The sequence below is a fragment of the Amycolatopsis rifamycinica genome (assembly GCF_000695625.1).
GTDB classification, from domain to species: Bacteria; Actinomycetota; Actinomycetes; order Mycobacteriales; family Pseudonocardiaceae; genus Amycolatopsis; species Amycolatopsis rifamycinica.
Genome location: NZ_JMQI01000019.1, coordinates 1 through 25,740, shown reverse-complemented (window position 1 = coordinate 25,740; position 25,740 = coordinate 1). Strand labels below are relative to the sequence as shown.

The window sequence follows — 25,740 nt, the reverse complement described above, 5'->3', positions numbered from 1 at the left end:
CGCCTACTCGAAGAGATGCCGGTGGGCCCGGCTCCAGGCCACCCGGTCCGCCAACTCCTCGAGGAAGCCGCCGGCGACCCAGTCGACCTGGGGCTGGATTCCCGCGGCGGCCAGCTTCCGGACCTGGTCGATGCCGTCCCGCTGGGTTTCGATCACGGCATCGACCAGGCCCGCCGTGGACGTCAGGCCGTAGCCGCTCGCGAACAGCTCCAGGCGGTGCCGCCGATCGGGAGACCGGGGATGACGCAGCCACCGCAGGCACTCGGCGTCGTCCCGGAAGGGGGCGACGTACTCCAGGGCGTAGGCGACGTCGTGGATCCGGGTGCCGGGACGGGCGTAGTCCCAGTCGAGGATGCCCACCGGCTGCCCGCCTCGCCAGACGACGTTCCAGGGACCGAAGTCGCCGTGGCAGATGACCTCGTGGCCGCTCGTGCCGCGTTCGCCGGTGAACCAGGCGAGCCCGTCGGGCGACCGGAAGCCGGCCACCGCGTCGTGGTAGTCCCGCAGCAGCCGCGCGAACCTCGTCAGGCCGGCGTCGCCGGTCACCTCGGCCCAGCCCTCGGGGCCCGATGTGCCCTCCAGGTAGGTCAGCACCTCGTTGCCGTCCGCGTCGAGGCCCAGCACGCGCGGTGCGTACGGGAAGCCGACGGCCTCCAGATGCCGCAGCAGAGCGTGGACCGCCGGCGACCACGGGTACGTGGGCCTGCGGACGGTGTCGCCGATGCGCACCACCCGCCGGTGCGGCTGGTCCTGCAGCAGGTCGTCCCCGGTCACGCGAGCGAACCCTACCCGCGGCCGCCGTCTTTCCCGCCGCCGTTTTCCCGCCCTTCAGAGCGGGACGGTGAGCAGGTTCTGCAGGTGGCAGCGCAGCGAGCCGACCAGGTCGACGTCGCCCGGCACGGTCAGCCACTGCACCTGCAGGCCGTCCATCAGCGCGATGAACGTCAGCGCCGCCATCCCGGGCTCGACGCCCTCCCGCAGCTCGCCGCGGGCGGCGAGGGCTTCGAACGACTCGCGGACGCCGTCCCGCGCGGCCCGGTAGTGGCGGACGAAGTACTCGTGCGCCGGGTGGTCCGGGGCGACCGCTTCCGCGGCGAGGCGCGAGTAGAGGTCGACGATCCCGGGGTGGCGGACGTTGTGCTCGGCGAGCGCGACGAAGTGGCGCAGGACTTCGAGCCCGGGTGGCGCGGCGAGCTGCTCGCGCTCGGTGTCCTCGGCGTCCCGGCGTTCCAGCACGGCGGCGAGCAGGGCTTCCTTGGTGGGGAAGTAGTAGAGGAGGCCGGCGTGCGAGATCCCGACGCGCTTGGCGATCTCCCGCAGCGACGAGCCGTGGTAGCCGAGCTCGCCGTACGCCGAGGCCGCCGCCGTGATGATGTCTTCGCGGCGGATCCGGCCCTTCAGGTAGCCCCCGGTCACGGGGTCGCGGTGGTCTCGGCGGCGTGCACGGCACCATCATGCCGCAGCGGTAGCTCGCACAAGGCACGTGAGCGAACGAACAAACGGGTTGTGCGATCTCGGCCGGCTTGCGAGCATCACGGCGTGAAGAGCGCGGAACGGCAACGGGTGATCGTGGAGCGGCTGCGCGACACCGACCAGGTGGGCGTCGCCGAGCTGGCCGAAGCGACCGGCGCGTCGGAGATGACCGTCCGCCGCGACCTCGACCAGCTGGCCGCCCGGGGCGTGCTGCGCCGGGTGCACGGCGGCGCGGTCCCGGCGTCCCCGTCGGGGATCGAGCCGCCGTTCGCGGCCCGTGCGACCTCCGCGATCGAGGCCAAGCGCGCCATCGCCGCCGCGGCGGCCGAGCTGATCCGCGACGGCGAGACGATCGTCCTCGACAGCGGGACGACGGCCCTGGAACTGGCCCGGCTGCTGCGCGGCCGGGCGATCACGGTGATGCCGCTGTCGCTGCACGCGGCCCGCGAGCTGGCCGAGGCCCCCGGCATCCGCCTCCTGCTCCCCGGCGGCGAACCGCGGCCGGGGGAGCAGGCCCTGGTCGGCCCGCTGACGCTGGCGTCCCTGCGCGCCCTGCGCTTCGACGTCGCCGTGCTGAGCCCCTGCGCGTTCGACCTCGAGGCCGGCTTCACGGCGTTCGACCTGGCCGACGCCGAGGTCAAGCGGACGGCGCTCGAGGTCGCGGCCCGCACGATCGTGCTCGCCGACGGCGCCAAGTGGGGCCGGTCCGCGCTCGCCTGTGTTTGTCCCGCCGATCGCGCGGATGTGGTGATCACCGATCCCGGTGCGCCCGAGGGCCCGCGCGCGGCGCTGGCCGAGCGTGGCGTGCTGGTGCACGTCGCCGTTCCTTTGGAGAGCCGATGACGACCGTCCCGACCCGCCCGCGTGCCGCCCGGTTCGCGACCTTCATGTTCTTCGGCCTCAACGGGTTCGCCATGGGCATGTGGGTGGTGCACATCCCGAACGTCGAGCGCGCGACGGGCATTTCGCACAGCACGCTGGGCGCGCTGCTGCTGGTGCTCGGCGGCGCGGCGTTCGCCGGCATGCAGCTGGCCGGTCCGCTGGTCGACCGGTTCGGGCACCGGCGCCTCGTGCCGGCCGCCGGCGTGCTGCTCGGCCTCGCGGTGTGCGGGCCCGGGTTCGCGGATTCGTGGTGGACCCTCGGGCTGGCGCTGGTCTTCTTCGGCTTCGGCAACGGCGCCATCGACGTCGGGATGAACTCCCACGCGGTCGTGGTCGAGCGGGCCTACCCGCGCCCGATCATGGCGGCGTTCCACGCGATGTGGTCGATCGGCGGCGCGATCGCCGCGGTCATCGGCGCGGCCACGCTCGGCGCGGGCGTCGCCACCGGCGTGACGCTCACCGGCACGGGCCTGGTCTGCGTAGTGCTTTCCGTGCTGTCGGCGCGGTTCCTGATGGAGCCGGCCGACGCGCCGTCCGCCGGGGCCGCGGACACCGCCGAAGCGGCGCCGGCCGGGCGCCGCCGGACCCCGGGCCGCACGGTCTGGCTGCTCGGCCTGCTGGCGCTGGCCCTCATGCTGTCGGAGGGTGTCGCGAACGACTGGGCCGCGCTGCACATGGAAAAGGTCCTCGGCACCTCGGCGTCCACGGCGGCGCTGGCGTACGGCGCGTTCGCGGTGGCGATGACGACCGGCCGCTTCCTGACCGACCGCGTCGCGGCCTGGTCCGGCCCGGCGGCGATCGTCCGCTACGGAGCGATCCTGGCCGCGATCGGCCTGACGACGGCCGCGGCGGCCCCGTGGGTCCCGCTGTCCCTGGTGGGCTGGGCGCTGTTCGGCCTGGGCCTCTCGGGCGGCGTCCCGCAGCTGTTCACGGCGGCGGGCAATCTGGACACGCGGGCCTCGGGAGCGTTGATGGCCCGGGTGGTCGGCCTCGGGTACGTCGGGCTCCTGGCCGGCCCGGCGCTGATCGGCGGCCTGACGCGGTGGATGCCGCTGAACGTCACGTTCGCGGTGCCGGTGGTGCTGTGCGTGCTGGCGGCGGTGTTCGCCGGGATCCTCAGCCCGAAGCCGGAACCGGCGGAGCAGCCCGTCGGCTGAGCGGGCGGCCCGCTGCGACCGTGCGCGCCGGCCTCCCCGGCCAGGTGCGGCCGGGGTGTGGATCGAACGCGCTCGGCCGCGCCTAGCGATGGTGGGCGACGGTTTCGTGCGCCCGCTCCGCGCCGGTGGCCGGTTCGGTGTGGATCACCACCGCGGTCAGGCGCGGGATCGTGTGCAGCAACCGGTGTTCCACCTCGTGGGCCAGCGCGTGGGCGGCCTCGACGGTCAGGTCCGCCGCCACCGTCACCGCCAGCTCCGCCCGCAGGTGGTGCCCGATCCAGCGCATCCGCAGGTCCCGGGCCCCCAGTACGCCGTCGACCGCCAGGGCGGTTCGTTCGGCCAGGTCGACCGACGCCGGGTCGACGGCGTCCAGCAGCCGCCGGAAGACCTCCTTCGCGGCGTCTCGCAGGACGAACAGGATCGCGACGGTGATGACCAGGCCGATGATCGGGTCCGCCGCGGGGAAGCCGAACGCGACGCCCGCCGCGCCGGCGACGACCGCGAGCGACGTGAAGCCGTCCGTGCGGGCGTGCAGCCCGTCGGCGACGAGCGCGGCCGAGCCGATCTCGCGGCCGATCTTGATCCGGTAGCGCGCCACGAGTTCGTTGCCCACGAAGCCGATCACGCCGGCCAGGGCGACCACCCACGGGTGCGCGACCGGCCGCGGGTCGAGCAGCCGCGCCACCGATTCGTAGCCGGCGATCGCCGCCGAAGCCGCGACGACGAGCACGACCACCACGCCCGCCAGGTCTTCGGCGCGGCCGAGACCGTAGGTGTAGCGGCGGGTCGCGGCACGGCGGCCGAGCAGGAACGCGACGCCGAGCGGGACGGCGGTCAGCGCGTCGGCGAAGTTGTGGATGGTGTCGCCCAGCAGCGCCACCGAGCCGGTGATCAGCACGAGCACCAGCTGCGCGACGGCGGTCAGCGACAGCGCGGCGAACGACCACACGAGCGCGCGCACCCCGCGCCGGCTGGTTTCGAGGGCGTGGTCCACGCGGTCGGCGCTGTCGTGGCTGTGCGGCCGCCACCGCGAGTGGCGGTGCCCGTGGCCGTGCCCGTGTGGGTGTCCGTGACCGGTCATGAGAGCCAGTTTATCTGCGCAAGCACGCAGATACGCAAGTAGTAAGGTTGTGACCATGCACGCGTCGCTGCCGGAGTTCGACATGCCCACCGAAGAGCAGGTCCACCTGGCCGCGGAGTCGTTCCGCCTGCTGGCCGACCCGACCCGCATCAAGGTGTTGTGGGCCCTGCTGCAGGGCGAGTCCTCGGTGGCCTGCCTGGCCGAACTGGCCGGCGCGGCCCCGACGGCGGTCAGCCAGCACCTGGCGAAGCTGCGTCTGGCGGGCCTGGTGAAAGGCCGCCGCGAAGGGACCTTCGTGTACTACTCGGCGGCGGACAACCACGTCCGCGGCCTGCTGGCCCAGGCCCTGCACCACGCGGACCACGTGGACCGCGACATCCCTGCGGGCGACCACGCCCACCACCCGCGGTCCGGCTGACCCCGCGGAATCCTCGGAGCGGTCCGGGGCCGGGTTTCCGCGGGCCGCCGCAGCGGGTAGCCCCGAGGTGATCGCCGCCCGGATCGCGGGTGGCGCAGCGTGGCGGAGGGAAGACGATGTCGACCGCACCCCCGGTGCCACCCGGCCCGATCCAGCCCGACCCCATCGTCCCGGAGCCGGGGCCGCCGGGTCCGGGACCGGCCCGGCCGCTGCCGGACCCCGGTGTTCCCGTGCCGGACCCGTTGCCGCCGGACCCGAAGCCCGGCCCCGAACGCGAGTAAATTATGGAAATCAGATCATACGAGTTTCATATGATTTCGTGTACCGTCGGGGCATGACAACAGCACAGAGCTACCGCCGGATGGTCAACACCGGCAACAAGATCGTGGTCGGCCTGCAGCGGCTCGGCGTCGCCTTCGGCCCGATGCAGCTGCTCACCGTGCCCGGACGCCGCACCGGTGTCCCGCGCACGTTCCCGATCGCCGTCAACCCGATCGACGGGCACCACTACATCGTCCAGGCCTACCCGAAGGCGGCCTGGGTGGCGAACGTGCGAGCCGCCGGCGAGGTGACGCTCACCCGCGGCCGCCGCTCGTCGGCCGCGCGGCTGACCGAACTGCCGGTGGCGCAGCGGCGTCAGGTGCTGCGCCGGCTGGTCGAGACCAGCCCGGCGAGCGTGGGGAAGCGGTTCGTGACGACCGGCCTGGCGGAGGGGGCGACGCCGGACGCCGTCGCGGCGGCCGCGGACCGCATCGCGGTCTTCCGCGTCGAGCGGTCCTGAGTCAGCGGCGGTCCCGCTCCAGCGCCCCTCCGTCGCCACCCCGCGCCATGGGAGCGACGCACGGACGGGGGTCGGACGTGCGCCCGGCCCGCCCCCGCCGGGAGTCAAGCCTCGATCTGGTCGCGGTCGCCGGTGCCGTCGATCTCGATGCGCCGCGGCTTCGCCTTTTCCACGATCGGGATGCGGACGGTCAGCACCCCGGCGTCGTAGTTCGCGGTGATGTGCTCGGTGTCCAGGGTGTCGCCGAGGAAGAGCTGGCGGGAGAACACGCCCAGCCGCCGTTCGGAGACGTGCATCCGGACGTCGTCCCCGGTCGGCAGGGGCCGTCGTTCGGCCTTGACCGTGAGGACGTTGCGCTCGACGTCCAGCTCGATCGCGCCGGGGTCGACGCCGGGGAGGTCGAAGCACACCACGAACTCGTCGCCGGCGCGGTAGGCGTCCATCGGGATCGCGGCCGGCTTCGACCAGGTGCCGGCGCCGAAGACCTGCTGGGCGAACCGGTCGAGGTCGCGGAACGGGTCGGTGCGCATCAACATCGGGATCCACCTCCTGGAAACTTGACAGCTCTGGTGTCAACACGCGGGTCTGTTCTAGCATGTCGTCAAAACGATGACAAGACATGGGTCGTCGAAAGGATGACGTGATGGACGGGATCGATCCCACCGGCGCGCTGCGCCGGATCCAGGAGGTGGTGGCCGCCGCCCGGGCCGGGGCCGCGGAGCAGGATCAGGTGCTGGCCGCGTTGTCCGGCCTGCGGCGGCTGCGGGAGGAGCTCGCGAGCTGGGAACCGGAGCTGATCACCGCGGCCAGGGCGGCCGGCACCAGCTGGGTGGCGCTCGCGCCCGCGCTGGGGGTCGCCAGCCGCCAGGCCGCCGAACGGCGCTACCTGCGGCTGCAGCCCTCGCACACCGGCGAGAAGACGGGCGAAGCCCGGGTCGACGCGGAACGCGACCGGCGCGCGGGCGACCGGGCCGTCGCCGACTGGGCCCGCCGCAACTCCGCGATCCTGCGCCAGCTCGCCGGCCGCGTCAGCGCGCTCGACGGGCTCGGCCCGGCCGCGCAGGAGAGCGCCGACCGCCTCGGCGCGGCCCTCGGCGACGACGACCCGGCGACGCTGCTCCCGCCGCTGGCCGCCGCCCGGCCGCACCTGACCGGCGCGCACGCCGGGCTGGCCGAGCAGCTCGGCGAGATCTCGGCCCGCACGGACCAGCTGCGCCGCGACGCCGCCGGCAACCGCCGCTCACGCGACTGACCGGGTTCGCCCGGAGACCGCGTGTCTGAGATCGCCGAGGACCGGGTAGTCACCAGGCATGGACGACACCCCTGACCGGACGGAAACCCGGGCCGAGCTGCTGCCCGAAGAGCAGGCGGTGGACAGCGCCGACCCCGAGGGCCAGGCCCGCGAGGTCCTGCGCGACTCCGACCGCCGCACCGAGCATCCGGAAGCGACGCTGGGGCGCCGCAAGCCCGAAGACACGGTCTGACCGCAGCACCCCAGACGCCGCAGCACCCCAGACGCCGCAGCATCCAGGACACCACGCCGGTCAGAACCGGTAGTGGAGAACGCGGGTGCCTTGGCGGGACATCGCCGTGCTGTGGGCCAGGAGGCGGGTCAGCGCTCGGACGGGTTGCGGGAACGCGGCCACTTCCGGGGCGCGGGTGAGCAGCTGCTCCGCGACGAGCGTGAGGCCGGCGTTCCAGTGTTCCGGCTCGTGCGGGTCGTCGAAGCCCTGGGCGGCGTCGATGCCGAGCGCCTTGATCGAAGGGTGGTACTTCATCGCCCAGGCGGCGAACCGCGTGTAGCCGTTCAGCACGAGTTCGCCCGTCGGGAACCGCGTGGTCAGCCGGCGGATCGTCGTCGGGAACGAGCCTCCGGGCAAGAAGGGCAGCAGACCTTCGGCCACGATCACGGCGGGCCGGTCGCCGGGCAGGGCCTGGGACCAGCCGGGCTCGGTGACGTCCGCGGCGATCAGGTGCGTCCGGTCCGGGAGGTACCGCCGTCGCAGGTCGGTGACCTCGGGCAGGTCGACGTCGTACCAGCCGACGCCGTCGGGCGGGTCGCAGCGGGCCGACCGGGTGTCGAGGCCACAGCCCAGGTCGACGACGACCGCGTCGGGGTGCGTGGCCGTGAACCGGCGGACGACGTCGTCGATCTTCGCGGCGCGCAGCGCGGTGCCGGCGATGAGGCTCGGCTTGACCTTCAGCTTGGCGAAGTCGTAGCCGGTGTCCCCGGCGATCCGGTCCGCGACCGCCGCGGCCAGGGTGTCGCCGAGGATCGAAGCCGGCGCTTTGCTGTCGAGGGCTCGCGCGTACAGGGTGAGCAGCGCGGTCTCCTGGACCGGGTCCAGGCGAAGCGGGGATGGCATGGGGTTCCTAGTGTTCCGGGGGATTGCGGGCGGCGATGTCCCGCAACCAGGTCAGGGATTCCTGGGCCGCCTTGATGCGTTCGGTGCGGGGTCCTTCGCGGCCGGTGATGGCGAAGCCCTCCTCGGCGATGTCGCCGAACGCGCTGAGGCTGTCGAGTTTGCGCTGGACGACCTTGTGCCAGGCGTCGTCCTCGATGCGGTAGTAGGCGACGCGGTCGCCGGGGCGGCGGACTTTGCGCACCAGCCCGATGGTGGTGAGCAGCCGCATGTTGGACGTCAGGGACGCCCGGCTGGCCTGGATCGTGTCGGCGATCCCGCCCGCGGACTGCTCGGGCGGGTCGCAGATCATGAGCCAGCCGAGGACGCGCCCGGTGATCGGGGGCAGCCCCCATTCCTCCACGCAGAAGGTGGCCACCCGCTCCACCCACCGCATGAGCTGGTCCTGCTGTTCGTCACCCATGGCGCCGCGCTCCCTGTGTCCGCTGGTCACCGTTTCATAGCGGCGACGGACTCGCGGGTCGGCGCCGGGGTGGCGATCGGCAGCCGGGTCCGGCGCAGGTAGCGGTCGAACCACTCGACGGCCAGCGCCATCGCCTCCTCCAGCCCGGGGCCGGTGTAGAGGCCGAGCACGTCGTAGGGCAGCACCGCCAGCCGCTTGGGCTCCCCGGCCCTGGCGAAGGCGGTCTGGGCTTCCTCGAGCATGTGGTACGGGTCGTGGCCGCCGTTGGCGATCATCAGCAGCGGAGTCGGCGCGAGCCGGTCGATGAGGTTCTCCGGGGCGAAGGTGAGCAGGTGCTCGGTGGAGTCGAGGGTCTTTTCGTTGCGGTAGGTGGGATACAACTCGACCGACAGGTCCTGGGCGCCTTTGGCGTTCTCGTGATCGAGGTCCAGGTGCGGCACCCGAGCGCTCTCGCCGGTCTCGTAGCGGCGTTGCCAGTCCTCGCCGAGCCGCTCACGCAGGGCGTGCAGCCCGTTGCGGCCGAGCAGTCGTTCCAGGTACCGCCACCCGTTCCAGACGCTCGGGCTCTGCACCACGACGCACTTGGCGCGCCGGTCGAGCACGGCCGCCTGGACGGCGACGGAGCCGCCGACGCTGACGCCCCACAGGCCGATGCGGTCCGCCCGGACCTCCGGTCGCGTCTGGAGGTAGGAGATCGCGCTGCGGAAGTCTTCGACCTGCCGCTCCGGGTAGTCCAGCCCGCGCGGCTCACCCTCGCTCGACCCGACGGTGCGGTAGTCGATGGCCAGCACGACGAAGCCGGCCGCCACGAAGTACGGCGCGAAGTAGGCCAGCGCCTCCTTCACCATGACGCCGCTGTGCCCGAGCACCAGCGCGGGGGCGGGCGAGTCCGCGGACACCTCGTCGGGCACGTAGAGGTCGCCCGCGCAGCGAGTGCCCAGGCTGAGGAACGTCACGGGTTCCGGGCGCGCGGTCACGACCGGCAAGTTGCTATAGATTTCAGTCACGACTGAAATCTATAGCAACTTCGCGCTACCGTCCAGACGCCCCCACCGGCGCCGGCTGGTCCTCGGCCCGCGTCTCACCGCGCAACAGCAGCACCGCGACCAGCCCCAGCGCGGCCACGACGGCGAAGAAGTAGAAGCCCCACGGGTAGGCGACCCCGGCGGTGACCAGCGCCCCGGTGACGAACGGGCCCAGGATCGAGCCCAGCCGCCCGACCGCCGACGTCAGCCCGAGGGCGGTGCCGCGGGCCGACGCCGGGAACGCGTGCGCGACGTAGCCGTAGATCAGCACCTGCGCCGAGAACACGAACACACCGGTCAGCAGCACGACCGCGTTGAGCACGACTGCGTTGCCGATGCGGAGGCTCAGCGCCGCCAGCAGAACCGCCCCGGCGCCGAACCAGATCCGGGCGATCGGGCGGATGCCGAACCGGTCGGCGATCGTGCCGGCCAGCACCAGCCCGAGCACCGCGCCGATGTTGAGCACCAGCAGCAGCGTGATCGACGTCGAGATCGGGTAACCCGCCGTCCGCATCAGCTGCGGCAGCCAGGTGTTGAGCCCGTAGACCAGCAGCAGCCCCATGAACGAACCCGTCCACACGGCGATGCTGATCCGCCGGAACCGCCCGCCGAGCAGGTCCTTGAACCCCACGCGCGCGGTCGTCTCGCGGGCCGCGAGGTAGGCCGCGGACTCCGGCAGCTTCCACCACATCAGCGGCACGACGAGCAGGCCGGCGATCCCGCCGCCGTAGAACAGCAGGTGCCAGTCCTCCTTGGCCGACAGCGCGAGGACCGACGTCAGCACCGCGCCGACGTGGTAGCCGGTCATGGTGAACGTGCTCGCGCTGGCCCGCCGCCGGGCGGGCAGGTTCTCCGACATCACCGTCAGCGCCACCGGCATGCACGCGCCGAGGCCGAGCCCGGCGGCGAACCGGAACACCCCGAACGTCGCGACGTTCGGCGCGAGCGGCGTCAGCAGGGTGAACAGCGAGAACAGCAGGACCGAGCCGATGAGCAGCACGCGGCGGCCGAACCGGTCGGTGAGGGGGCCGAGGCCGGCGGCGCCGACGGCCACGCCGATCAGCGACACCGTGGCGACCGCGGTCGCGCCGGCCGCGGTGAAGCCGAGGTGACCGCTCTTGAGCAGGGTCGGGATGGTCGCGCCGAGCGCGACCAGGTCGTAGCCCTCGAGCAGGACGGTCAGCCAGCAGAGGACCGCCGTCCACGTGCCACGAGACGTCGTTGTCATCGTCGTCCTCCTCAGAACGGGTAGGGCGCGATGTCCGCGCGGACGGTCAGCCACTGGGTCTCGGTGAAGGCCTCGATGTTGGCCTTCGCCCCGCCGAAGCGGGAGCCGTTGCCGGAGTCGCCGACGCCGCCGAAGGGCGCGGTCGGCTCGTCGCCGACGGTCTGCTCGTTGATGTGCACCTTGCCCGAGCGGACCTCCTCGGCCAGCTTCATCGCCGTGCCGACGTCACCGAGGATGCCGACCGACAGGCCGTACTCGGAGTCGTTGACCAGCCGCACGGCCTCGTCGAGGTCGCGGTAGGCGCGCACCGGCGCGACCGGGCCGAAGATCTCCTCCCGCCACGCCGGGCTCGCGTCGTCGAGTCCGAACAGGACGGTCGGCGGGTAGAACGGCGCGTCCGGCTTCCCGCCGGCCAGGACGCGCGCTCCGGCCGCCACGCTGCGGTCGACGACGTCGGTGACGTGCGCGAGCTGGCGGTCGTCGATGATCGGGCCGAGCGCGACGTCGCTCTCGGCCGGGTTCCCCACCGGGAGCCGCCGCGCCTTCTCCGCGAGCGCCTCGAGGTACTCGTCCACTTGGGACTCGTGCACCAGGTGGCGGCCGGTCGTCATGCAGATCTGGCCCTGGTGCAGGAACGAGCCGAACGCGCCGGCGGAGGCGGCCTTGGCGACGTCGGCGCCGGGCAGCACGACGAGCGCGTTGTTGCCGCCGAGTTCCAGGTGCACCCGCTTGAGCGAGCGCGCGGCGGCTTCGCCGACCTTCCGCCCGGCCGCGGTCGAGCCGGTGAAGGACACCACCGACACCTCCGGGGCGTCGACCACCGCGGCGCCGACGCCCGCGTCCCCGGGCAGCAGGTGCAGCAGCCCCTCGGGCAGCCCGGCCTCCTCGAAGACGCGCAGGATGCTCACCCCGCCGGACACCGCGGTCCGCAGGTCGGGCTTGAGCAGCACGGCGTTGCCGAGCGCGAGCGCCGGGGCGACCGAGCGGATGGCCAGGATCAGCGGGAAGTTGAACGGCGAAATCACCGAAACCACGCCGGCCGGCACCCGCCGGGCCAGCGACCAGCGGGGCTCGCCGGTGCTGAGCACCTCACCGAGCGGATGGGTGGGCAGGGCCGCGGCCTCGAAGCAGATCCCGGCCGCCATCTCGGTTTCGATCGCGGCCTTGGGCCGCGTCGAGCCGGCTTCGCGGACGATCCAGTCCTGCACCTCGGCGGCGTGCGCCTCCCACAGCTCGCCGGCGCGGCGCAGCACGGCGGCGCGTTCGGCGGGCTTGCGCCGGGCCCAGTCGCGCTGGGCCTTCGCGGCGGTGGCGGCGGCTTCCGCGACGTCGGACGGCGTCGCGACGCCCACCTGGCCCAGCACGGTCCCGGTGGCCGGTTCGACGACCGGGTGGGTCCCGCCGCTTCCGCGGACGAAGGCGTCATCGAGCAAGGTCATGATCACTCCGGTGTGGTCGGTTCGGTGTCGACCTGGATCAGCCGCGGGCCGTCCGGGGTCGCCTTGAGCTGGGCGCGCAAGTCCTCTTCGCCGGTGACGGTCGTGGCTTCGACGCCGTAGCCGGCCGCGATGGCGGTGAAATCGAGCCCGGGGATCTCCGTGCCGGGCACGTCCGGCGTGCCGAGCAGCTCGCCGAACCACCGCAGGGCGCCGTAGACGCCGTTGCGCAGGATCACGAAGGTCACCGGCACGCGGTAGTGCGCGGCCGTCCACAACGCCGTGATGCCGTAGTTGGCCGAGCCGTCGCCGATGACGCCGACGACCGGGCGGTCCGGGTCGCCCATGGCGACGCCGACGGCGGCGGGCAGGCCGAAGCCGAGCCCGCCGGCGGCGGGGAAGAAGTACGAGCCCGCGCGGCGCAGGTCCATCTGCCGCCACCAGGCCGAGTTCGTCGACGTCGACTCGACGACGTAGCGCGTGCCGGCGGCCTGGGTGTCGCGCAGGGCGGCGAACACCTGCTCCGGGTGCAGCGCTGTCGCGCCGATCCTGGGCTCCGGGGTCGCCGAGTAGCCGGCTGGTGTTGCGCGGGCGGGCACCTTGGCCAGCAGTGCCTCGATCACCGGCGCCGGATCGGCCACCAGCGCCTCGCCCATCGGCGCGCGGGCCGCGGCGCCGAAGTCGTCGGTCACCTGGATCAGCCGGGTGCCCTCGGGCAGGTACGCGCCGGGAACGTGCTGGTGGTAGCGGAAAACCGGCGCGCCGAGCACGAGCACGAGGTCGTGCCCGGTCAGCGCGGCCGACACCGGGGCGATCCCGGCGGGCAGGACGCCGCGGAAGAGCCGGTGCCGGTTCGGGAAGGGCAGCCGGTGCGGCGACGGCGCCACCCAGACCGGCAGGTCGAGGTGCTCGGCCACGGCGACGGCCCGGTCGAACAGGCCGGTCGCGTCGATGTCGCCGCCCAGGACGAGCGCCGGGTTCTTCGCCGCGGCGACGCTCGCCGCCAGCGCGTCGAGCTGCGCTTCGCTCGGGGCCAGGCCCTTCTGGACTCCCCGGTCGAGCGTCGCCGTCTCGTCCAGCTCGGCGGCCCAGTCGTCGTAGGGCACCGAGAGGTAGCTCGGGCGCCGGTGCAGCTCGGCCTCGAACACCGCCTGCGCGAGCGACCGCGGGACGTCCGCGGCGCAGCTCGGCTCGCCCGACCAGGCGACCAGGGGCCGCATGAGCTGCGTCGCGTCGACGTTGGCGAGCATCGCCTCCGGCCCGATCGCCGTCCGGACCTGCTGGCCGGCGGTGAGCACCAGGGGAGAGCGTGAGTAGACGGCGTTGGTGAGGGCGCCCATCGCGTTGCCGGAGCCGGCGGCGGCGTGCAGGTTGACCAGCACGGGGCGGCCGGTCGCCTGGGCGTAGCCGTCGGCCATCCCGACGACGGCGCCTTCGTGCAGGCCGAGGACGTAACGGAAGTGGGCGGGCAGCTCGGCGAGGAACGGGAGTTCGTTGGAACCGGGGTTGCCGAAGATCGTGGTCAGGCCACGGCGGTCCAGGAACTCGTGGGCGAGGCGGCGGACAGTGGGCATGGGCGGACCCTATGGAGCGCGGCGGCCGTGTTCCAATAAATGTTGTCTCGATGGTTCATAGACGGGATCGATGATGCGGGATTTCGACCTGAACCTGGTGCGCACGTTCGTGCTGCTCTACGAGACCCGCAGCGTGACGGCCACGGCGGAGTCCCTGCACGTCACGCAGCCGACGATCAGCTACAGCCTGCAGAAGCTGCGGCGCCGGTTCGGCGACGAGCTGTTCCGCCGCACCGGCGGTGGCCTGGTCCCCACGACGACCGCCCGCGCGCTCTACGAGCCGCTGCACAGCGCGCTGTCGGAGATCGAGACGGCGGTCAGCGGCGCGAAATCGTTCGAGCCGTCGACGGCCCGCGCGGCGTTCACGCTGTGCCTGTCCGACCTGGGGGAGATCTCGCTGCTGCCGCGCCTGATGGCGGCGCTGCCCGCGCGCGCCCCCGGCGTGACGCTGACCGTCCGGCCGCTGGACGTCGAGCGCGCGGCCGACCAGCTCGGCCGCGGCGAGATCGACGCGTTCATCGCGTCCCCGTTGATCAGTTCCCAGCGCGTCGCCCGCATCCCGCTGTTTTCCGAGGGCTACCTGGGCATGGTGGCCCTGGACCACCCCCGGCTGGGGGCGGAGGTGTCGTTCGGCGAGCTGGCGGCGGAACGCCACGTGACGGTGTTCGGCCCGACCGGCCACAACGGCCCCCGCCGCGCACTGGAGGCGTCCGGCCTGCTCGACCGCGTGGTGCTCGAGGTGACCCGCTTCGCACCGCTGCCGTACCTGGTCCAGGACGGCGAGCTGGTGGCGATGGTCCCGCGGCTGGTGGCGGAGGTGTTCGCGGCCGAGCACCGCGTCCGGCTGTTCGAGCTGCCGCTCGAGGTGGAGCCGGCCCAGGTGTCGGTGTACACGCGGCACACGCACGCCCGCAGCCCGGCGCAGCACTGGCTGGTGGGCTTCATGCGGGAGGTGCTGGGTTAGTTCGCGGTGCAGCGGGCGCCGTTGAGGGTGAAGCCCACAGGCGCCGGGTTCACGCGGTCGAAGGAAGCGTTGAAGCCGATGTCGACGGTCGCCCCGGGGGCGAGGGTCAGGTTGTAGGAAACCGCTTTCATGAGCACCCGCGAGCCGCTCTGGGAGTAGTCGCCGTTCCAGCTGTGCGTGACCCGCTGCCCGGCGGTGAAGGTCCAGGTGGAGGTCCACGGGTTGAGCGTCTGGTTACCGGTGTTGGTGACGGAGACGTTGGCGGTGAAACCATTGGGCCACTGGTCGGTGACGGCGTACCGGACGCGGCAGGAGGCCACCGGAGCGGGCGGCGGAGGAGCCGCCGCCGTCGGGCTGCCGGAGGTGGTCGTGGGCGCCGTCGTCGAAGTGGGAGAAGCGGAGGTCGAGGTCTGCCGGAGCACGGTGGGCACCGGCGTCGGCGTCGCCGTGGTGAAGACGGTCCGCGGAGTGGTGGTGGCGGGAGCGAGCGGATCGGGCGCCATGGAGGCCAGCCGCCCGGGCGAGCTCTCGGAGGTGACCCCGATGATGACCAGGCTCCCGACGACGACAACACCCCCGCAGAGGGCGGAGACCCACCGAATCCGCCGCCCAGCCCGCTGCTGCCCGGCGGCGGCCTCCCGCGCCCGCTGTTCGAGCCGTTCCCGGTACCCCTCCCCGGTGTCATCCTCCCGGGCCCGGGTCAGCGGAACGTAGGCCCCGAGCGACCGGGGCATGGCCCCGGTCTCCCGCAGAAGCTCATCAACGGAGATCTCATCATCAGGCCGCCCAACGCGCGCCATACGGCAACCTCCAGTCCGCGAGGGCGCTCGAGCGCGCTGGCTTGCCCGGCGAATCCTAGGAACCGAAGACGGTCTTGTAAACCGTATCCCCGCGGCGGCGTTTCGCTGGTAGATGACCGGATCCGGGCACAGAAGGGCGGAATCTTTCGGTGCGGCCACCGGGAGGTCGGGCCGGCTGGATCGATGCAGGTCCGGCGAAACTTTCGATCATGCCAGAGGTGGGCGCGGGGTGGATCCGGACCCCCCTGAAGGAGGGGTGGGGGCGGCCGTATACTCTTTCTTCAGCAGGTCCGAGTGGCGGAATGGCAGACGCGCTAGCTTGAGGTGCTAGTGCCCTTAACGGGCGTGGGGGTTCAAGTCCCCCCTCGGACACAGTATTACCCCACAGGTCGCGAAACGCGATCTTGAAACTGGGGTTGATCGTAGCTCAGCTCGAATCAATCTTCTCCAGTCGCCATCCGGCGATGTCGTAGACGACGAACCGTCCTGAATCGCGCAACGCCACCGCGACGTGACTGCTTCGTGTCCGAGCAGACTCCAGCTCGGTGTGGCCGTCGTTGCCCTCGCCTCTGAGCCGGATATGGATCTCGTCGACGAGGTGGTCCTCGCGGACGTAGAGCGTCTTCGGCCGCAGCTGGCCTGCGCGTTGGGTGCTGGTGTGGCCGTGGCGGCAGCGGTAGGTCGGTCGCCCGTGGTTCCAGTGCGAGTCCAGCCGCCGGTCGCAGACACCGCAGTGAATCAAGCCTGCCAGCGCGAACCGGCGAGGCCGACCATCGCTAGCAGGGCGAGCGGCCCGGATCTGCTGTGCGGCGACGAAGTCCTGCTCCGTGATGAGCGCCGGATGCGCAACCTTCGCCGACAGGGCTGGCGTTGACGCTGGGCCGCAGGTCTCGGTGGTGCGGCGATTCCACGTTTGCCGACCGGTGTAGCGCGGATTCGCGAGGATGACCGCAACAGTGCGCAAAGTCCAGGCGCCGCTGGTCCGGTGCCGGTTGCGGTCCGGGTCTGCCCTGGACGGGCAGGGGACACCGCGCTCGTTGAGGTGTCGTGCGATGCTGGCGACGCTGTGCCCGGCGAGCCGCTGGCGGAACATCCAGGCGACGTGCGCTGCGGTTCGGGGGTCGGGTGCGAGGCGCTGGAGGCGTCGGCCCCAGCGGGCGTCTGCTGGGTTGGGGTGGGGGCCGGCGTCGACGAGTTGGTAGCCGTAGGGTGGTCGGCCGCCGAGGTAGCGGCCTTGCTGGGTGGCCTGGTTGTGCATCGCCGCCAGCACCCGGTGGCGGGCGCGGAGGACCTCGCGCTGCGACTGGGTGGCCAGCAGTGACAGCAGCGCCCGGTGATCGCGGTTGCCGAGATCGACCGGACCGCTGGTTTCGGGCAGCCACAGCTGGATGCCGTGCCGGGTGCACCAGGCGTAGAGGGTGGCGAACTGGGTGCCGGTGAAGGCGCGCTCGTACTCGCCGACCACGATCGCATCGATCACGGACTCCGGGCTCGAGGCCGCGGCCATGAGCTGGGCAGCCTGCGGTCGCTGTCGCCAGGGGATGCGGCGTGAGGTGCCGGCGTCGAAGTAGACGGCGACGACCTCGCCGTGGCCCACGACCAACTCATCGGCCATGTCGCGCTGCCAGCCCTGCGACGACAGCCGGTCTTGATGGCGGGTGGTCGAGGTGCGGCCGTAGAACGCGAACCGCAAGCCACTGCCATGGTCGGGGCGGGCGGTGGTGGTAGTTGCAGGCTTCTTGCCGTTCAACCACTGCGCCAGCAGATCGGCCGTGCCGGCAGGTGATGCGGCTGCGTGATGCGGAGGCGGGTGCGGTGGGATCACGCTGAACGGATGTCACGGCCGTTGGGTCATGACGGCGCGCTCTCAGCGGTTCATCCGATCAGCGCAGTCAACGCGTCATCTAGCCCGCGGCGCTCCCGACGCACGCGTTTTCCGCAGCTCGGTTGGTGAGGGTGGGTCGTCGTCTCGGAGGCTCGCCGCCGGCCAGTGACAGTGAGCGCTCATGTCGTAACTCAGCTCGAGGTGACGTCCCACGTCTCCTCTTGCTCTGACGAGTGAACTTGAAGTTTCAATTTATTACCCTGGGTAACGGCGGTGAGCGAGTCGCTCACTGCGGTCACCAGCGGAAATGATCGTGAACATCGTCGGCTGAGTCCTTTTCGTGACCGGGAGCGGCTTTCGGGCACTGTTACGCGCGGGATGCGGATGTCGACGGATGCCACAGAGCGTGACGCGTTCCGTTGCGTCGCCGCTGGACTGAAAGAGGCAACCCGTGTCTTACGCCCCCATGCCGTCGGTGCCGATGCCGGTGGCGAACCAGCCCAAGAACGGCCTCGGCACGGCCGGGTTCGTGCTCGGCCTGATCGGGTTGATCTTCGCGTTCATCCCGATCATCGGGATCGTCGCGTGGCCGCTGACGATCCTCGGGCTGATCTTCGGCATCGTCGGGACGCTGCGCGCCAACCGGGGCCAGGCGAGCAACAAGGGGCTGGCCATCACCGCCGTCGTGCTGTCGGCGATCGGGCTGGTCATCTGCGTGCTCTGGACCGCGGCCTTCGGCAAGGCGGTCAACGACGCCGCCAACGGGATGCCCGCCGCTGCCCCGACCAGCTCGGTCGCCGCGCCCGACCACATTCAGACCACCAGCCCCAACCTGAACGAAGCCGCCGCTTCGGCCGCGGCCACTGCTCCGGTCGAGCCGCCGGCACCCACCACGAGCGAAGCACCCGAGTTCCCGCCGCAGGTCGAGCAGGCCCGCGCCTCCGCCCAGAACTACCTGAGCTTCACCGCGTTCTCGCGCAACGGCCTGATCCGGCAGCTGTCCTCGTCGGCCGGCGACGGGTTCCCGAAGGATGTGGCGACCCAGGCCGTCGACAGCCTGTCGGTGGACTGGAACGCGCAGGCGGTCAAGTCGGCGGAGAACTATTTGAGCTTCACGTCGTTCTCGTGCTCGGGGTTGAAGCAGCAGCTGTCATCGTCGGCGGGTGAGGGCTTCACGAAGGCCCAGGCCGCCTATGGGGCTGGCCAGACTGCAGCCTGCAAGTAGATCCGCCGCAACCAACGGGGGTAACGGATGCCTTACCCATACGACCTGTCGCGGAATTGGTCGCCGATCGTCGTCGAGCACGGGAAGTCGAGCGTCTCGCGCCGGGAATCGGGTAAGGCGTTCCAGCAACGCGGCCGGTGTCTTCTATGGGGGCGCGTCGCGTTGACCGTCGCCTGATGCGTAGCCGGAAGTAGCGGGCGAGGTCCTCGCGGAGGCCTGAGGTAATGGCGACGATAAGTGGACCAGGTTGTCGTCCATGACCGCGTGGAAATCCGAAACGGGCAAGGAATCTGTGGTTCAGATGCTGCGGTGGGTCCTGACAGCCGCCCGGAGTTCGGCGAGCTTGGGTGCGAGCGCGGCGTCGACGGCGAGCGGATCGCGGGCGTTGAGTTCCTGCATGGCACGGCGTTCGGGCAGCTGGGTGTTGATGTCGATGCGGCGCTCTTCCAGTCCGGCCACGATTTCCGCGACTACCTCGTCGACGGGCCGCAGGCCGTAGCCCAGGTCAGCGCCGGCTCGGGTCGTGGCCATTTGCCGCGATTCGCTTGCTGCCTGACGAGGGGTTTGGGCGACTTGGTGTTCTGCGAAGCCGGAGCTGAGCCGCAGCCGTGCTCGCCACCTCGGCCAGCACTCGGTCCGTGACCAGGTGTCGTCGTTGCTCACTTCGGGTGATTTCCGCTGGACCGCGCCAGTCGCCCGTCCGGGCCTGATCGGATGACCGGATGCGGACTCTGGCCCAGCTCGTCACAGCGGCGGCAGTGGCAGTGGGCTATATCGCGGCGTGGCTCTCCATCGCGGCGGGCGCCGCACTGCATGATCGCGACGCCTTCCTCGACGCTCCCGCGCAGGTGGCGGCGTTCCGCGCGGCACTCGACCAACGGGCGGACACAACGCCGGTGAGCAACTGGTTCAACAAGCACGCCGCGCCCGACTCCGCCGCGCGCGCCTCGATTTCGCGCGCCTATGGGCATGCCACGACGGGAGACTTCGACGGTGCTCGTCGCGACATTCGCGATATCGACACCGAGGTGATGGCCGGTCAGAGAACGCTCGAGGAAAGGAGCGCGGAGTCCTGGGGTCGTGCTCTGCCGTGGCTGGTCACCGACGTGCCCTTGGCCGCGGCCGCGCTCGTCTTCCGGCTGCGCAGACGGACAGTCAACGCAAAGACTGTGGCTCTGATTAGGCAATACGCGCTCGCGAAGCGCTGGTGGCTGCGCCCGGTGTTCCTCCTCGTCTCCGGTCTGTGCTGGGCGTTGCTGCTCGGAGGCATACTGGCGATCTACCCCATCGCCCGAGGAGGTCGGATCGACTGGCTGGCGGCTGTCCTTCCGACGTTGCCCGCCGGTTACTACGGCCTGCGGTACGCCCGCCCGCGGACGGCGCGAAGCGCTGCGGCCGTTCTGCGTTCGGAAGACCGCGAACCCGTGCTATACCTGCGTGGCTTCGGTGATGATCCGGCGTCCGCGGTGGTCGACAGGCTGCCCTCGGAAACGTGGATGCAGAGCTTGCTCACCGTGCACACCCGCGAGGAACAGCTGATCGGTGCGCTGCGGGCCTTCGGGCCGGTGATCGCGGTGGGCCGGCCGGGCGAGCGGCTTCCCCGCCTCGGCGCGGCGCGGTTCTACCTGCCGGAGGACGACTGGCGAGCCGGTGTGCTCGAACTGATGACGGTGTCACAGCTGATCGTGCTGCGGCTCGGCGAGGGCCCGAGTGTGTGGTGGGAAGTCGAGCAGGCGATCGCGATGCGGCAGCCGCGCAAACTCGTGATCTTGTTGCCAGGGGGTCGATGGGACCTGGCTGCGCGGCTCGACAAGCTCCTCTGCAAGCCTTCCGGCTCGAAGCCGGAGCCGGGCAAGTGGACAGCGTCGGTGATCGTGTTCGACGACGACTGGACGCCGCACGTGCAGGCCGTGGGGCCGGCGCCTGGCGAGACGAACGTCCGAGGCACCCCGGCCTTCTACGTCGCGTGCGCTCTGCAGGCCGCGCTGGCCCGCATTGGCGTGCGGAAGCGGCTCCTGTACAGGATCGGCGGCAGTGCCCTCCCCGCGTACGGCAAGTTCCTGCTGTTTGTACTGGCAGCGGCCCTCGTCTTGGGGATTATGCGGACGATCTTTCCCGGCTGATACGGCTCTTCCGAGCCTCTTCCTAAGAGGCCACGCACGGTCGGCGCTCGGCTCGGCCCTGAGCGGCTCGACGGCGGAACCGCAAGGTGAGGTGACGACAGGCTGTGCGTAGCCGTCCGCCCAGAGAAGTATTTCGCATGTCCGATATCCCTGATTGCGACGTCGCGGTGGTCGGATGCGGGGTTCGACAGCTGCCGACCTCTCGGCCAAGAGCGGTCGAAGCGTGATGCTGCGGCGCCGGAAAATGTTCTCCCGTCAACACGTCGGCGAGTCGATGATCACTGGGTGATCCGTTCATGCGTGTTGCCTCGGTCTCCCGGCCGGAGTGTGTGCGGTGCTATGAACCCGGGGCGGCTTCCGCGTCCGGTCGGCCGACCTCACCTCTTCGAGGCTCGGATGAGAAGTACCTCGTTGTCAGCCATGGCTAGGACGTCGCCGGTCGATGTTACTGCGAGACTGTCCGCGTGCCTCGTCGACAGGCGATTGCGGACGACGGTGCCGTCGGGCCAGAACGTGCTGGTCTGTTCGATACCCTCGATGGCCAGCACCGAGCCGTTGGATGCGATGTGGGGGCTCTGGCTACGGGTGTAGATCACCTGCGCAGATCCGCCGACGGCGAAGACGGCGTGTCTGTCCCGTGAGTACGCCCAGGCTGTTCCCCGCACGGAGACAATCTGGGTCGCGTCTATCCGAGAACCCGTTTGCGTGACCTTGGTTAGCGTCCGGTCGACGCGCACGATTGACGAAGAGTCCAGTATACTGACCAGTACGCCGTCATCGCTACGGGCGGCTGCCCATGGAATACCGTCGAGCTTTCGGCTCGCGATCGGATCACCGGTGCGCCGGTCGAGTTCGCGAACTTCTCTCGCCGCGGGAAGCAGAAGGTAGACCGCGGCGTCAGTCGCGACGACCCCGCGAACTCCCGGTAGGTCGCGCCGAGTCCACGCAACTCGCTTATCCGCCGGGTCGATCGCCTGCAACGTCCCGGTGAAGCTGTTCGACGCGAACAACCATCCACCACCAGCGGTGAGGTTTCCGGCGGCTTCGATTTCACACACGAGGCTGGCCTTGCCGTCGTCGAAGTCTAAGGTGGCCAGTCGAGTGGCGTCGGCGATGCCGTATAGGTGAGCAGTGTCCGGGTCGGCGGCAACTGCTGTCCATGCCGAGCTTTCGGCGAGCGTAATGACGGCGCTGGTGTCCTTGACCTCGCCGGTGAGGAAGGCGAAGAGCAGCGTTACGATAGCCGACCCGTTGAGCAGTAAGAGCAGCCGCGTTCCTTTTCGTCGGAACAGCGATTTGAAGATGGGAGTTTTCCCTGGCGGGTAGACTTCGGCCGTCGGTGCGCCTGATCTGTCGTCAGCTGCCAGCGACGGTAAGTTCAGCAGGTCGACGCCGTCAGCGGCGAGCCGGGTCAGGTCGAGTGCGATGTCGTAGCCCATATCTTCCTGCGCACGGGCTCGAATAACCTGTGGCTGGGATCCCACCGCCGGAACCCGGATCGCCAACGCCCAGCCGCCAGTAGGGCGGATATCGAGATCGGCCCACGCGAGCTTTAAGGCCGCGGCGAGAACGGCCAGCCTCTTGATGTGCTCGCGCCTGCTGGTCGGTGGCAGGACGAAGACGGCCTTCGGCAGGAACCCCAGCTCAGCGATGCGCCGAATCTCCCAGTCAAGTGCCGTGGAACGACCCAGGGTCACGCAGATGATTGAGGCTTCGGCCATTAGCCCCTGGATCCGGTTCTGCCATTCGTCGTTGGTGAACTGGCGGCGGACCGCTCCCAGCGGTGGTGGAAGGCGCTCGCCGACCTGCCCCACAGCATATACCGGCCCGTGTGCTCCCAAGGAGGCCGCGATGACCTCCTCGAAGCGTTCCCACCTCCGTAGGCTGAGTCGGTCGGGAAGGGCACGGCGATGGCTGGAGCGCGATCGAAGCCGGCGGCCGTCGTCTGCGAACGAGCGCAGGAGTAGAATAGGCGGCCGAGGGTCTTCGCCTCGTCGTTTCCGGAGAGTTCGCATGGCGATTCTTCGTGCGAGCATTGTCGGCGCAATCGCGACGATGGCCGTCGGGATGGCCATGACCTCCAGGATGGTGTTGAACCGCAATTGCTGGTAGTCGGGCACGTCGTAGCCGGCTCCGGTGGTGGACAGAGTGTTGGCGAGCAAGATGAGCACTACGGAGAAACCGACCGCGGTTACCCCGAGAAGTATTCCGGTCAACCAGACCACACTTCTCCGGACCTGGAAGCCTCGTTGACTGCCGACTCTTCGCAAATGGAGAATCCTGGGGATCGCGCCGATGATGAAGACGATGCCGAGGGTCGATACGCTGGTGATGAGCATGCCTTGCTTGAAGGTCAGCCTCAGCATCCAGATGGCCGCGCACAACTGAGTAGCCGAAAGCGCCATTGCACTGGACAACTGTGCTCGGACTGCGGCGTCGATGTCCAGTCCTGGAAGACTTCGAGAACGGTATCGTCGATGGTTCACGAACGACCACAGGCGCTGCCACGTGGCGCGGTCGAAGAGCAGGGTGGGAAGCATCCAGAGGAATATCAAGCCCAGTACGGCGAGGAACGGACCGCGGTTGAGCAACGCGGTGGAAATCGGGGTGCTGATTCCATCTTTAACCGGGAATGCGGGCGAGGGTAACTTCTGTTGGATCGTGCGCCAAGTCGCCGCGGTACTGTCGGGCATGCGTGCGACGACACTGCCGTCGAGGCTGCGAAGAGCGATGAATATCAGAGCTTGCTTGTCGAACCCGGTCATGCAGTATAGGCCCGAGTTCTTATCATGGGCGACGTATCCAGCTTGGAGCACTGGCGGCCCGGGGGATGGTTGTGCAGTGGTCGCTGGATTGCAGCCGTGGGTTGCCGAGGTCAATGGGCTCTTTGTCTTGAGCTGTATCACCTGCACAGTGGCTTGAGTTCGTCCGTCGGTCGAGTCCCAACGGGTCTCCCAGGCGCTGTGGACGGCCTCGTTTCGTGTGTCGTGCCAGAGCGCTAGGTTCGAGTCGAACAGTTTCGTACCCAGAGGCAAGCCATTCTGCGTTCGGACGAACTCGACGCCGACCAGTCGCGACATCGCCGTGTCATCCGGCATCGCCGAAGAAACGGGTTGGGCGCGAAGCGGCGGTGCCAGGTCGTCCGGGACAGTGACACTCCAGACCGGACTGGTAAGCAGGCCTGCCACGGCTCCTCCGACGGCGGCGAGAAGAAGCAATCGGAGCAGCCAAACCGGTGCCCGCGTCGTAATCTTCGCGAAGGTCAGATCCACATCTGACTTAGTGATCTCCCGGCCAGCTCCTGGATCCCGCGGTGGCGCTATTTCTGACGCCGGTGTTGGCTGTTTGTGGGAGGAACCTCGGTCAGCTAGGAGGTTCTCGAGCCCTTCGAGGTCAGTCCCCAGAACGTCGTCTTGCATCGCCCTGAGCAGTTCATGGTGTTGCATGCCAAGACATGCTCGGGCTGCACCCGACGCGGGATCCCAAACCAGCGCGACGGCGAGGACTCCGGGCGGCATGGGAAGGAGATCGTAGGTCTCGGCAATGGTCCGTGCGCGAGCCAGCGCCTCGGCGCAGGTTCCGGTCAACGGCACCGCGGCCCACGTGTGTACGGAGGTGCTCGCAGGATCGGACGCTGGCTGGTCGGTCAGGAGAAGCCGGTGCCAGTCGCCAACGGTATCTGTTGCCGCGAGTGCCCACAGCAGTGTCTGCGTGTCCAGGCTCCTGCCGCCGGATCGGCGGGTCGCCGCCAGGCTGAGGGCTGCCGCGACAGTCTCGGTGACACGGAGTCCGGCTAAGACTTCGGTCAATGTTACTCCCTGCCAGCGCTTGCGACGTGTCGGTTCACCGGTTGAGGTCGTGATGCGGCTGCATTTGTTACGCGACGATCGGCCGGACGGCAGCTGTCAGGGCGAGCTCGTACGCGACATCGTCGAAGACATCGCCGTACACGGCTTGGCACGCGCCATCTTCGTCGAACCGGAATGCGATCGGATGTCGGATTCCGTCGTAGCCCGTCCACGGTTCGTGAAGGTCAAGAAGCTCGGCAAGCACCGACGCGCGTGCGAGGCTGTCACGAGACGGGGGGATGACGACGATTGTCTTCCTGAGCGCGCCTAGGTCGTGTCCTGTAAGTCATCGGAGCCAGAGGATGATGGCGGCGATGGTGAGTTCGGCCTGGTAGTAGGCGGCGCGTTTGGCGTAGCGGGTGGCCAGGTCACGAAATTGCTTGAGGCGGTTGAAGCAGCGTTCGACCACGTTGCGCTGCTTGTAGACCTCGGCATCGAAGGCAGGTGGTCGTCCGCCGCGGGAGCCCTTGGCTGCGCGGCGGGCGACCTGGTCGTCCCGTTCCGGGCTGACGAAGGTGATCCGCCGGTCTCGCATCGCCGCCCGGGTCGAGGGATGCGAATAGGCTTTGTCGGCGATCACGGTCTCCGGCCGGCAGCGTGGCCGGCCTGGTCCGATCCGGGCGACGCTGATGCCATCCAGCAGCGGCAGCAGCTGCGGGTTGTCTCCCGCTTGGCCTGGGGTGAGCAGGATCCGGACCGGCAGGCCTCGCCCTTCGACGGCAAGGTGGATCTTGGTGCTCAGTCCGCCGCGGGACCGGCCGAGTCCTTCCCCGTCGCAGGCGATGGCTTCGGTTCCGTCGCTGCATCCCCCTTTTTCCGGGCACCGGCAGCATGCTGGTGCGCCCGGACCACGCTCGAGTCGACCGAGGTGATCCATTCGAGTTCGCCGACGGCGTCGTCTTTGACGATCACCCGGTCGAGGATCTTCTCCCAGGTGCCGTCTTTGGTCCACAACCGCAGCCGTTCATGCGCGGTCTTCCACGGGCCATAGCGATCGGGCAGGTCACGCCAGGGGGCACCGGTGCGCAGCTTCCACAGGATCGCGTTGATCACCTGACGGTGATCCCGCCACCG

Annotated in this window: 25 protein-coding genes and 1 tRNA gene; 10 read left to right on the top strand and 16 right to left on the bottom strand. The window is 70.2% G+C overall.

Features of this window, described 5'->3' with window-relative positions:
* Positions 1-3: 3 nt before the first annotated feature.
* Both DV20_RS09145 and DV20_RS09140 read right to left on the bottom strand, forming a co-directional pair.
* A complete protein-coding gene (locus DV20_RS09145; protein ID WP_051735865.1) occupies positions 4-774 on the bottom strand; it encodes an aminoglycoside phosphotransferase family protein in 771 nt (256 codons plus the stop codon).
* A gap of 54 nt (positions 775-828) precedes the next feature.
* The gene (locus DV20_RS09140; RefSeq protein ID WP_043778351.1) at positions 829-1,416 is read right to left on the bottom strand and encodes a TetR/AcrR family transcriptional regulator; all 588 of its coding nucleotides are present in this window, start codon (positions 1,414-1,416) and stop codon (positions 829-831) included.
* 123 nt (positions 1,417-1,539) lie between these two features.
* Here DV20_RS09140 and DV20_RS09135 point away from each other — a divergent pair, with 123 nt between their 5' ends.
* Complete coding sequence (locus DV20_RS09135; RefSeq protein WP_043778349.1) at positions 1,540-2,316, top strand: DeoR/GlpR family DNA-binding transcription regulator; 777 nt, start codon at positions 1,540-1,542, stop codon at positions 2,314-2,316.
* Positions 2,313-3,512 carry an MFS transporter gene (locus DV20_RS09130; protein ID WP_043778348.1) on the top strand — a complete coding sequence of 400 codons (1,200 nt, stop codon included), beginning with the start codon at positions 2,313-2,315 and terminating at the stop codon, positions 3,510-3,512. The genes DV20_RS09135 and DV20_RS09130 overlap by 4 nt, the downstream gene beginning before the upstream one ends.
* An 82-nt stretch (positions 3,513-3,594) precedes the next feature.
* Here the strand turns inward: DV20_RS09130 and DV20_RS09125 are convergent, their stop codons facing one another.
* A complete protein-coding gene (locus DV20_RS09125; RefSeq protein WP_043778346.1) occupies positions 3,595-4,593 on the bottom strand; it encodes a cation diffusion facilitator family transporter in 999 nt (332 codons plus the stop codon).
* Positions 4,594-4,648: 55 nt separating this feature from the next.
* Between DV20_RS09125 and DV20_RS09120 the strand changes: the two genes are divergently transcribed.
* Together DV20_RS09120 and DV20_RS09115 are read left to right on the top strand one after the other, a co-directional pair.
* Positions 4,649-5,011: an ArsR/SmtB family transcription factor gene (locus tag DV20_RS09120; RefSeq protein ID WP_043778500.1), complete on the top strand. Its 363-nt coding sequence runs from the start codon at positions 4,649-4,651 to the stop codon at positions 5,009-5,011.
* A 334-nt stretch (positions 5,012-5,345) separates the two neighbouring features.
* The gene (locus DV20_RS09115) at positions 5,346-5,792 is read left to right on the top strand and encodes a nitroreductase family deazaflavin-dependent oxidoreductase (protein ID WP_235190755.1); all 447 of its coding nucleotides are present in this window, start codon (positions 5,346-5,348) and stop codon (positions 5,790-5,792) included.
* A gap of 104 nt (positions 5,793-5,896) precedes the next feature.
* Here DV20_RS09115 and DV20_RS09110 read toward each other — a convergent pair whose 3' ends face one another.
* The gene (locus DV20_RS09110) at positions 5,897-6,328 is read right to left on the bottom strand and encodes an Hsp20/alpha crystallin family protein (protein WP_043778344.1); all 432 of its coding nucleotides are present in this window, start codon (positions 6,326-6,328) and stop codon (positions 5,897-5,899) included.
* 107 nt (positions 6,329-6,435) lie between these two features.
* On the opposite strand from DV20_RS09110, the gene DV20_RS09105 reads away from it, so the two are divergent.
* Positions 6,436-7,044: a DUF3156 family protein gene (locus DV20_RS09105; protein WP_043778342.1), complete on the top strand. Its 609-nt coding sequence runs from the start codon at positions 6,436-6,438 to the stop codon at positions 7,042-7,044.
* A 58-nt stretch (positions 7,045-7,102) separates the two neighbouring features.
* Positions 7,103-7,276 (top strand): hypothetical protein, encoded by a 174-nt coding sequence (locus tag DV20_RS45770; RefSeq protein WP_167344367.1) that lies wholly within the window; start codon positions 7,103-7,105, stop codon positions 7,274-7,276.
* Positions 7,277-7,336: 60 nt separating this feature from the next.
* Here DV20_RS45770 and DV20_RS09100 read toward each other — a convergent pair whose 3' ends face one another.
* The 6 genes from DV20_RS09100 to mdlC are packed head-to-tail and all read right to left on the bottom strand — an operon-like array spanning position 7,337 to position 13,881.
* Positions 7,337-8,158, bottom strand: coding sequence for a class I SAM-dependent methyltransferase (locus tag DV20_RS09100; protein ID WP_043778341.1), 822 nt, complete (start codon positions 8,156-8,158; stop codon positions 7,337-7,339).
* A gap of 7 nt (positions 8,159-8,165) precedes the next feature.
* Positions 8,166-8,618, bottom strand: a complete 453-nt coding sequence (locus tag DV20_RS09095) for a GbsR/MarR family transcriptional regulator (protein WP_043778340.1) — start codon at positions 8,616-8,618, stop codon at positions 8,166-8,168.
* Positions 8,619-8,644: 26 nt separating this feature from the next.
* Positions 8,645-9,625 (bottom strand): alpha/beta hydrolase, encoded by a 981-nt coding sequence (locus DV20_RS09090; protein ID WP_235190754.1) that lies wholly within the window; start codon positions 9,623-9,625, stop codon positions 8,645-8,647.
* A gap of 25 nt (positions 9,626-9,650) precedes the next feature.
* Complete coding sequence (locus tag DV20_RS09085; RefSeq protein WP_043778337.1) at positions 9,651-10,871, bottom strand: MFS transporter; 1,221 nt, start codon at positions 10,869-10,871, stop codon at positions 9,651-9,653.
* Between the two features lie 11 nt (positions 10,872-10,882).
* On the bottom strand, positions 10,883-12,310 hold the full coding sequence (locus tag DV20_RS09080) for a benzaldehyde dehydrogenase (protein ID WP_043778335.1): 1,428 nt from the start codon (positions 12,308-12,310) through the stop codon (positions 10,883-10,885).
* A 2-nt stretch (positions 12,311-12,312) separates the two neighbouring features.
* Positions 12,313-13,881 (bottom strand): benzoylformate decarboxylase, encoded by a 1,569-nt coding sequence (mdlC, locus tag DV20_RS09075; RefSeq protein WP_043778334.1) that lies wholly within the window; start codon positions 13,879-13,881, stop codon positions 12,313-12,315.
* A 70-nt stretch (positions 13,882-13,951) separates the two neighbouring features.
* Here mdlC and DV20_RS09070 point away from each other — a divergent pair, with 70 nt between their 5' ends.
* Positions 13,952-14,845, top strand: coding sequence for a LysR family transcriptional regulator (locus DV20_RS09070; RefSeq protein WP_235190753.1), 894 nt, complete (start codon positions 13,952-13,954; stop codon positions 14,843-14,845).
* Here the strand turns inward: DV20_RS09070 and DV20_RS46435 are convergent.
* Entirely contained in the window at positions 14,842-15,579 is a 738-nt protein-coding gene (locus DV20_RS46435; RefSeq protein ID WP_235190752.1) for a cellulose-binding domain-containing protein, read from the bottom strand. The genes DV20_RS09070 and DV20_RS46435 overlap by 4 nt on opposite strands.
* 354 nt (positions 15,580-15,933) lie before the next feature.
* On the opposite strand from DV20_RS46435, the gene DV20_RS09060 reads away from it, so the two are divergent.
* A tRNA-Leu gene (locus DV20_RS09060) sits at positions 15,934-16,017 on the top strand.
* A 55-nt stretch (positions 16,018-16,072) separates the two neighbouring features.
* Here DV20_RS09060 and DV20_RS43775 read toward each other — a convergent pair.
* Positions 16,073-17,470, bottom strand: coding sequence for a recombinase family protein (locus tag DV20_RS43775; RefSeq protein ID WP_235190751.1), 1,398 nt, complete (start codon positions 17,468-17,470; stop codon positions 16,073-16,075).
* Positions 17,471-17,921: 451 nt separating this feature from the next.
* Here DV20_RS43775 and DV20_RS46105 point away from each other — a divergent pair, with 451 nt between their 5' ends.
* A complete protein-coding gene (locus tag DV20_RS46105; protein WP_200876381.1) occupies positions 17,922-18,695 on the top strand; it encodes an Ltp family lipoprotein in 774 nt (257 codons plus the stop codon).
* Positions 18,696-18,992: 297 nt separating this feature from the next.
* Here the strand turns inward: DV20_RS46105 and DV20_RS09040 are convergent, their stop codons facing one another.
* Positions 18,993-19,226, bottom strand: a complete 234-nt coding sequence (locus DV20_RS09040) for a hypothetical protein (RefSeq protein WP_043778332.1) — start codon at positions 19,224-19,226, stop codon at positions 18,993-18,995.
* A 191-nt stretch (positions 19,227-19,417) separates the two neighbouring features.
* Here DV20_RS09040 and DV20_RS09035 point away from each other — a divergent pair, with 191 nt between their 5' ends.
* Positions 19,418-20,818, top strand: coding sequence for a hypothetical protein (locus DV20_RS09035; RefSeq protein ID WP_051735862.1), 1,401 nt, complete (start codon positions 19,418-19,420; stop codon positions 20,816-20,818).
* A 377-nt stretch (positions 20,819-21,195) separates the two neighbouring features.
* Here DV20_RS09035 and DV20_RS44785 read toward each other — a convergent pair whose 3' ends face one another.
* The 3 genes from DV20_RS44785 to DV20_RS46095 form a co-directional block, all read right to left on the bottom strand.
* Positions 21,196-24,627 (bottom strand): hypothetical protein, encoded by a 3,432-nt coding sequence (locus DV20_RS44785; RefSeq protein ID WP_152603662.1) that lies wholly within the window; start codon positions 24,625-24,627, stop codon positions 21,196-21,198.
* Between the two features lie 325 nt (positions 24,628-24,952).
* A complete protein-coding gene (locus DV20_RS46100; RefSeq protein ID WP_235190760.1) occupies positions 24,953-25,396 on the bottom strand; it encodes an IS5 family transposase in 444 nt (147 codons plus the stop codon).
* A gap of 8 nt (positions 25,397-25,404) precedes the next feature.
* A partial coding sequence (locus DV20_RS46095) for an IS5 family transposase (RefSeq protein ID WP_043778328.1) occupies positions 25,405-25,740 on the bottom strand: 336 nt, incomplete at its 5' end.

Excerpts from the sequence above, each read along its gene's own strand:
- DV20_RS09130 (WP_043778348.1), top strand. The coding sequence starts at position 2,313 with ATGACGACCGTCCCGACCCGCCCGCGTGCCGCCCGGTTCGCGACCTTC.
- DV20_RS09125 (WP_043778346.1), bottom strand. The coding sequence starts at position 4,593 with ATGACCGGTCACGGACACCCACACGGGCACGGCCACGGGCACCGCCAC.
- DV20_RS09120 (WP_043778500.1), top strand. The coding sequence starts at position 4,649 with ATGCACGCGTCGCTGCCGGAGTTCGACATGCCCACCGAAGAGCAGGTC.
- DV20_RS09115 (WP_235190755.1), top strand. The coding sequence starts at position 5,346 with ATGACAACAGCACAGAGCTACCGCCGGATGGTCAACACCGGCAACAAG.
- DV20_RS09110 (WP_043778344.1), bottom strand. The coding sequence starts at position 6,328 with ATGTTGATGCGCACCGACCCGTTCCGCGACCTCGACCGGTTCGCCCAG.
- DV20_RS09105 (WP_043778342.1), top strand. The coding sequence starts at position 6,436 with ATGGACGGGATCGATCCCACCGGCGCGCTGCGCCGGATCCAGGAGGTG.
- DV20_RS45770 (WP_167344367.1), top strand. The coding sequence starts at position 7,103 with ATGGACGACACCCCTGACCGGACGGAAACCCGGGCCGAGCTGCTGCCC.
- DV20_RS09100 (WP_043778341.1), bottom strand. The coding sequence starts at position 8,158 with ATGCCATCCCCGCTTCGCCTGGACCCGGTCCAGGAGACCGCGCTGCTC.
- DV20_RS09095 (WP_043778340.1), bottom strand. The coding sequence starts at position 8,618 with ATGGGTGACGAACAGCAGGACCAGCTCATGCGGTGGGTGGAGCGGGTG.
- DV20_RS09085 (WP_043778337.1), bottom strand. The coding sequence starts at position 10,871 with ATGACAACGACGTCTCGTGGCACGTGGACGGCGGTCCTCTGCTGGCTG.
- DV20_RS09080 (WP_043778335.1), bottom strand. The coding sequence starts at position 12,310 with ATGACCTTGCTCGATGACGCCTTCGTCCGCGGAAGCGGCGGGACCCAC.
- mdlC (WP_043778334.1), bottom strand. The coding sequence starts at position 13,881 with ATGCCCACTGTCCGCCGCCTCGCCCACGAGTTCCTGGACCGCCGTGGC.
- DV20_RS09070 (WP_235190753.1), top strand. The coding sequence starts at position 13,952 with ATGATGCGGGATTTCGACCTGAACCTGGTGCGCACGTTCGTGCTGCTC.
- DV20_RS46435 (WP_235190752.1), bottom strand. The coding sequence starts at position 15,579 with ATGCCCCGGTCGCTCGGGGCCTACGTTCCGCTGACCCGGGCCCGGGAG.
- DV20_RS09040 (WP_043778332.1), bottom strand. The coding sequence starts at position 19,226 with ATGGCCACGACCCGAGCCGGCGCTGACCTGGGCTACGGCCTGCGGCCC.
- DV20_RS09035 (WP_051735862.1), top strand. The coding sequence starts at position 19,418 with ATGCGGACTCTGGCCCAGCTCGTCACAGCGGCGGCAGTGGCAGTGGGC.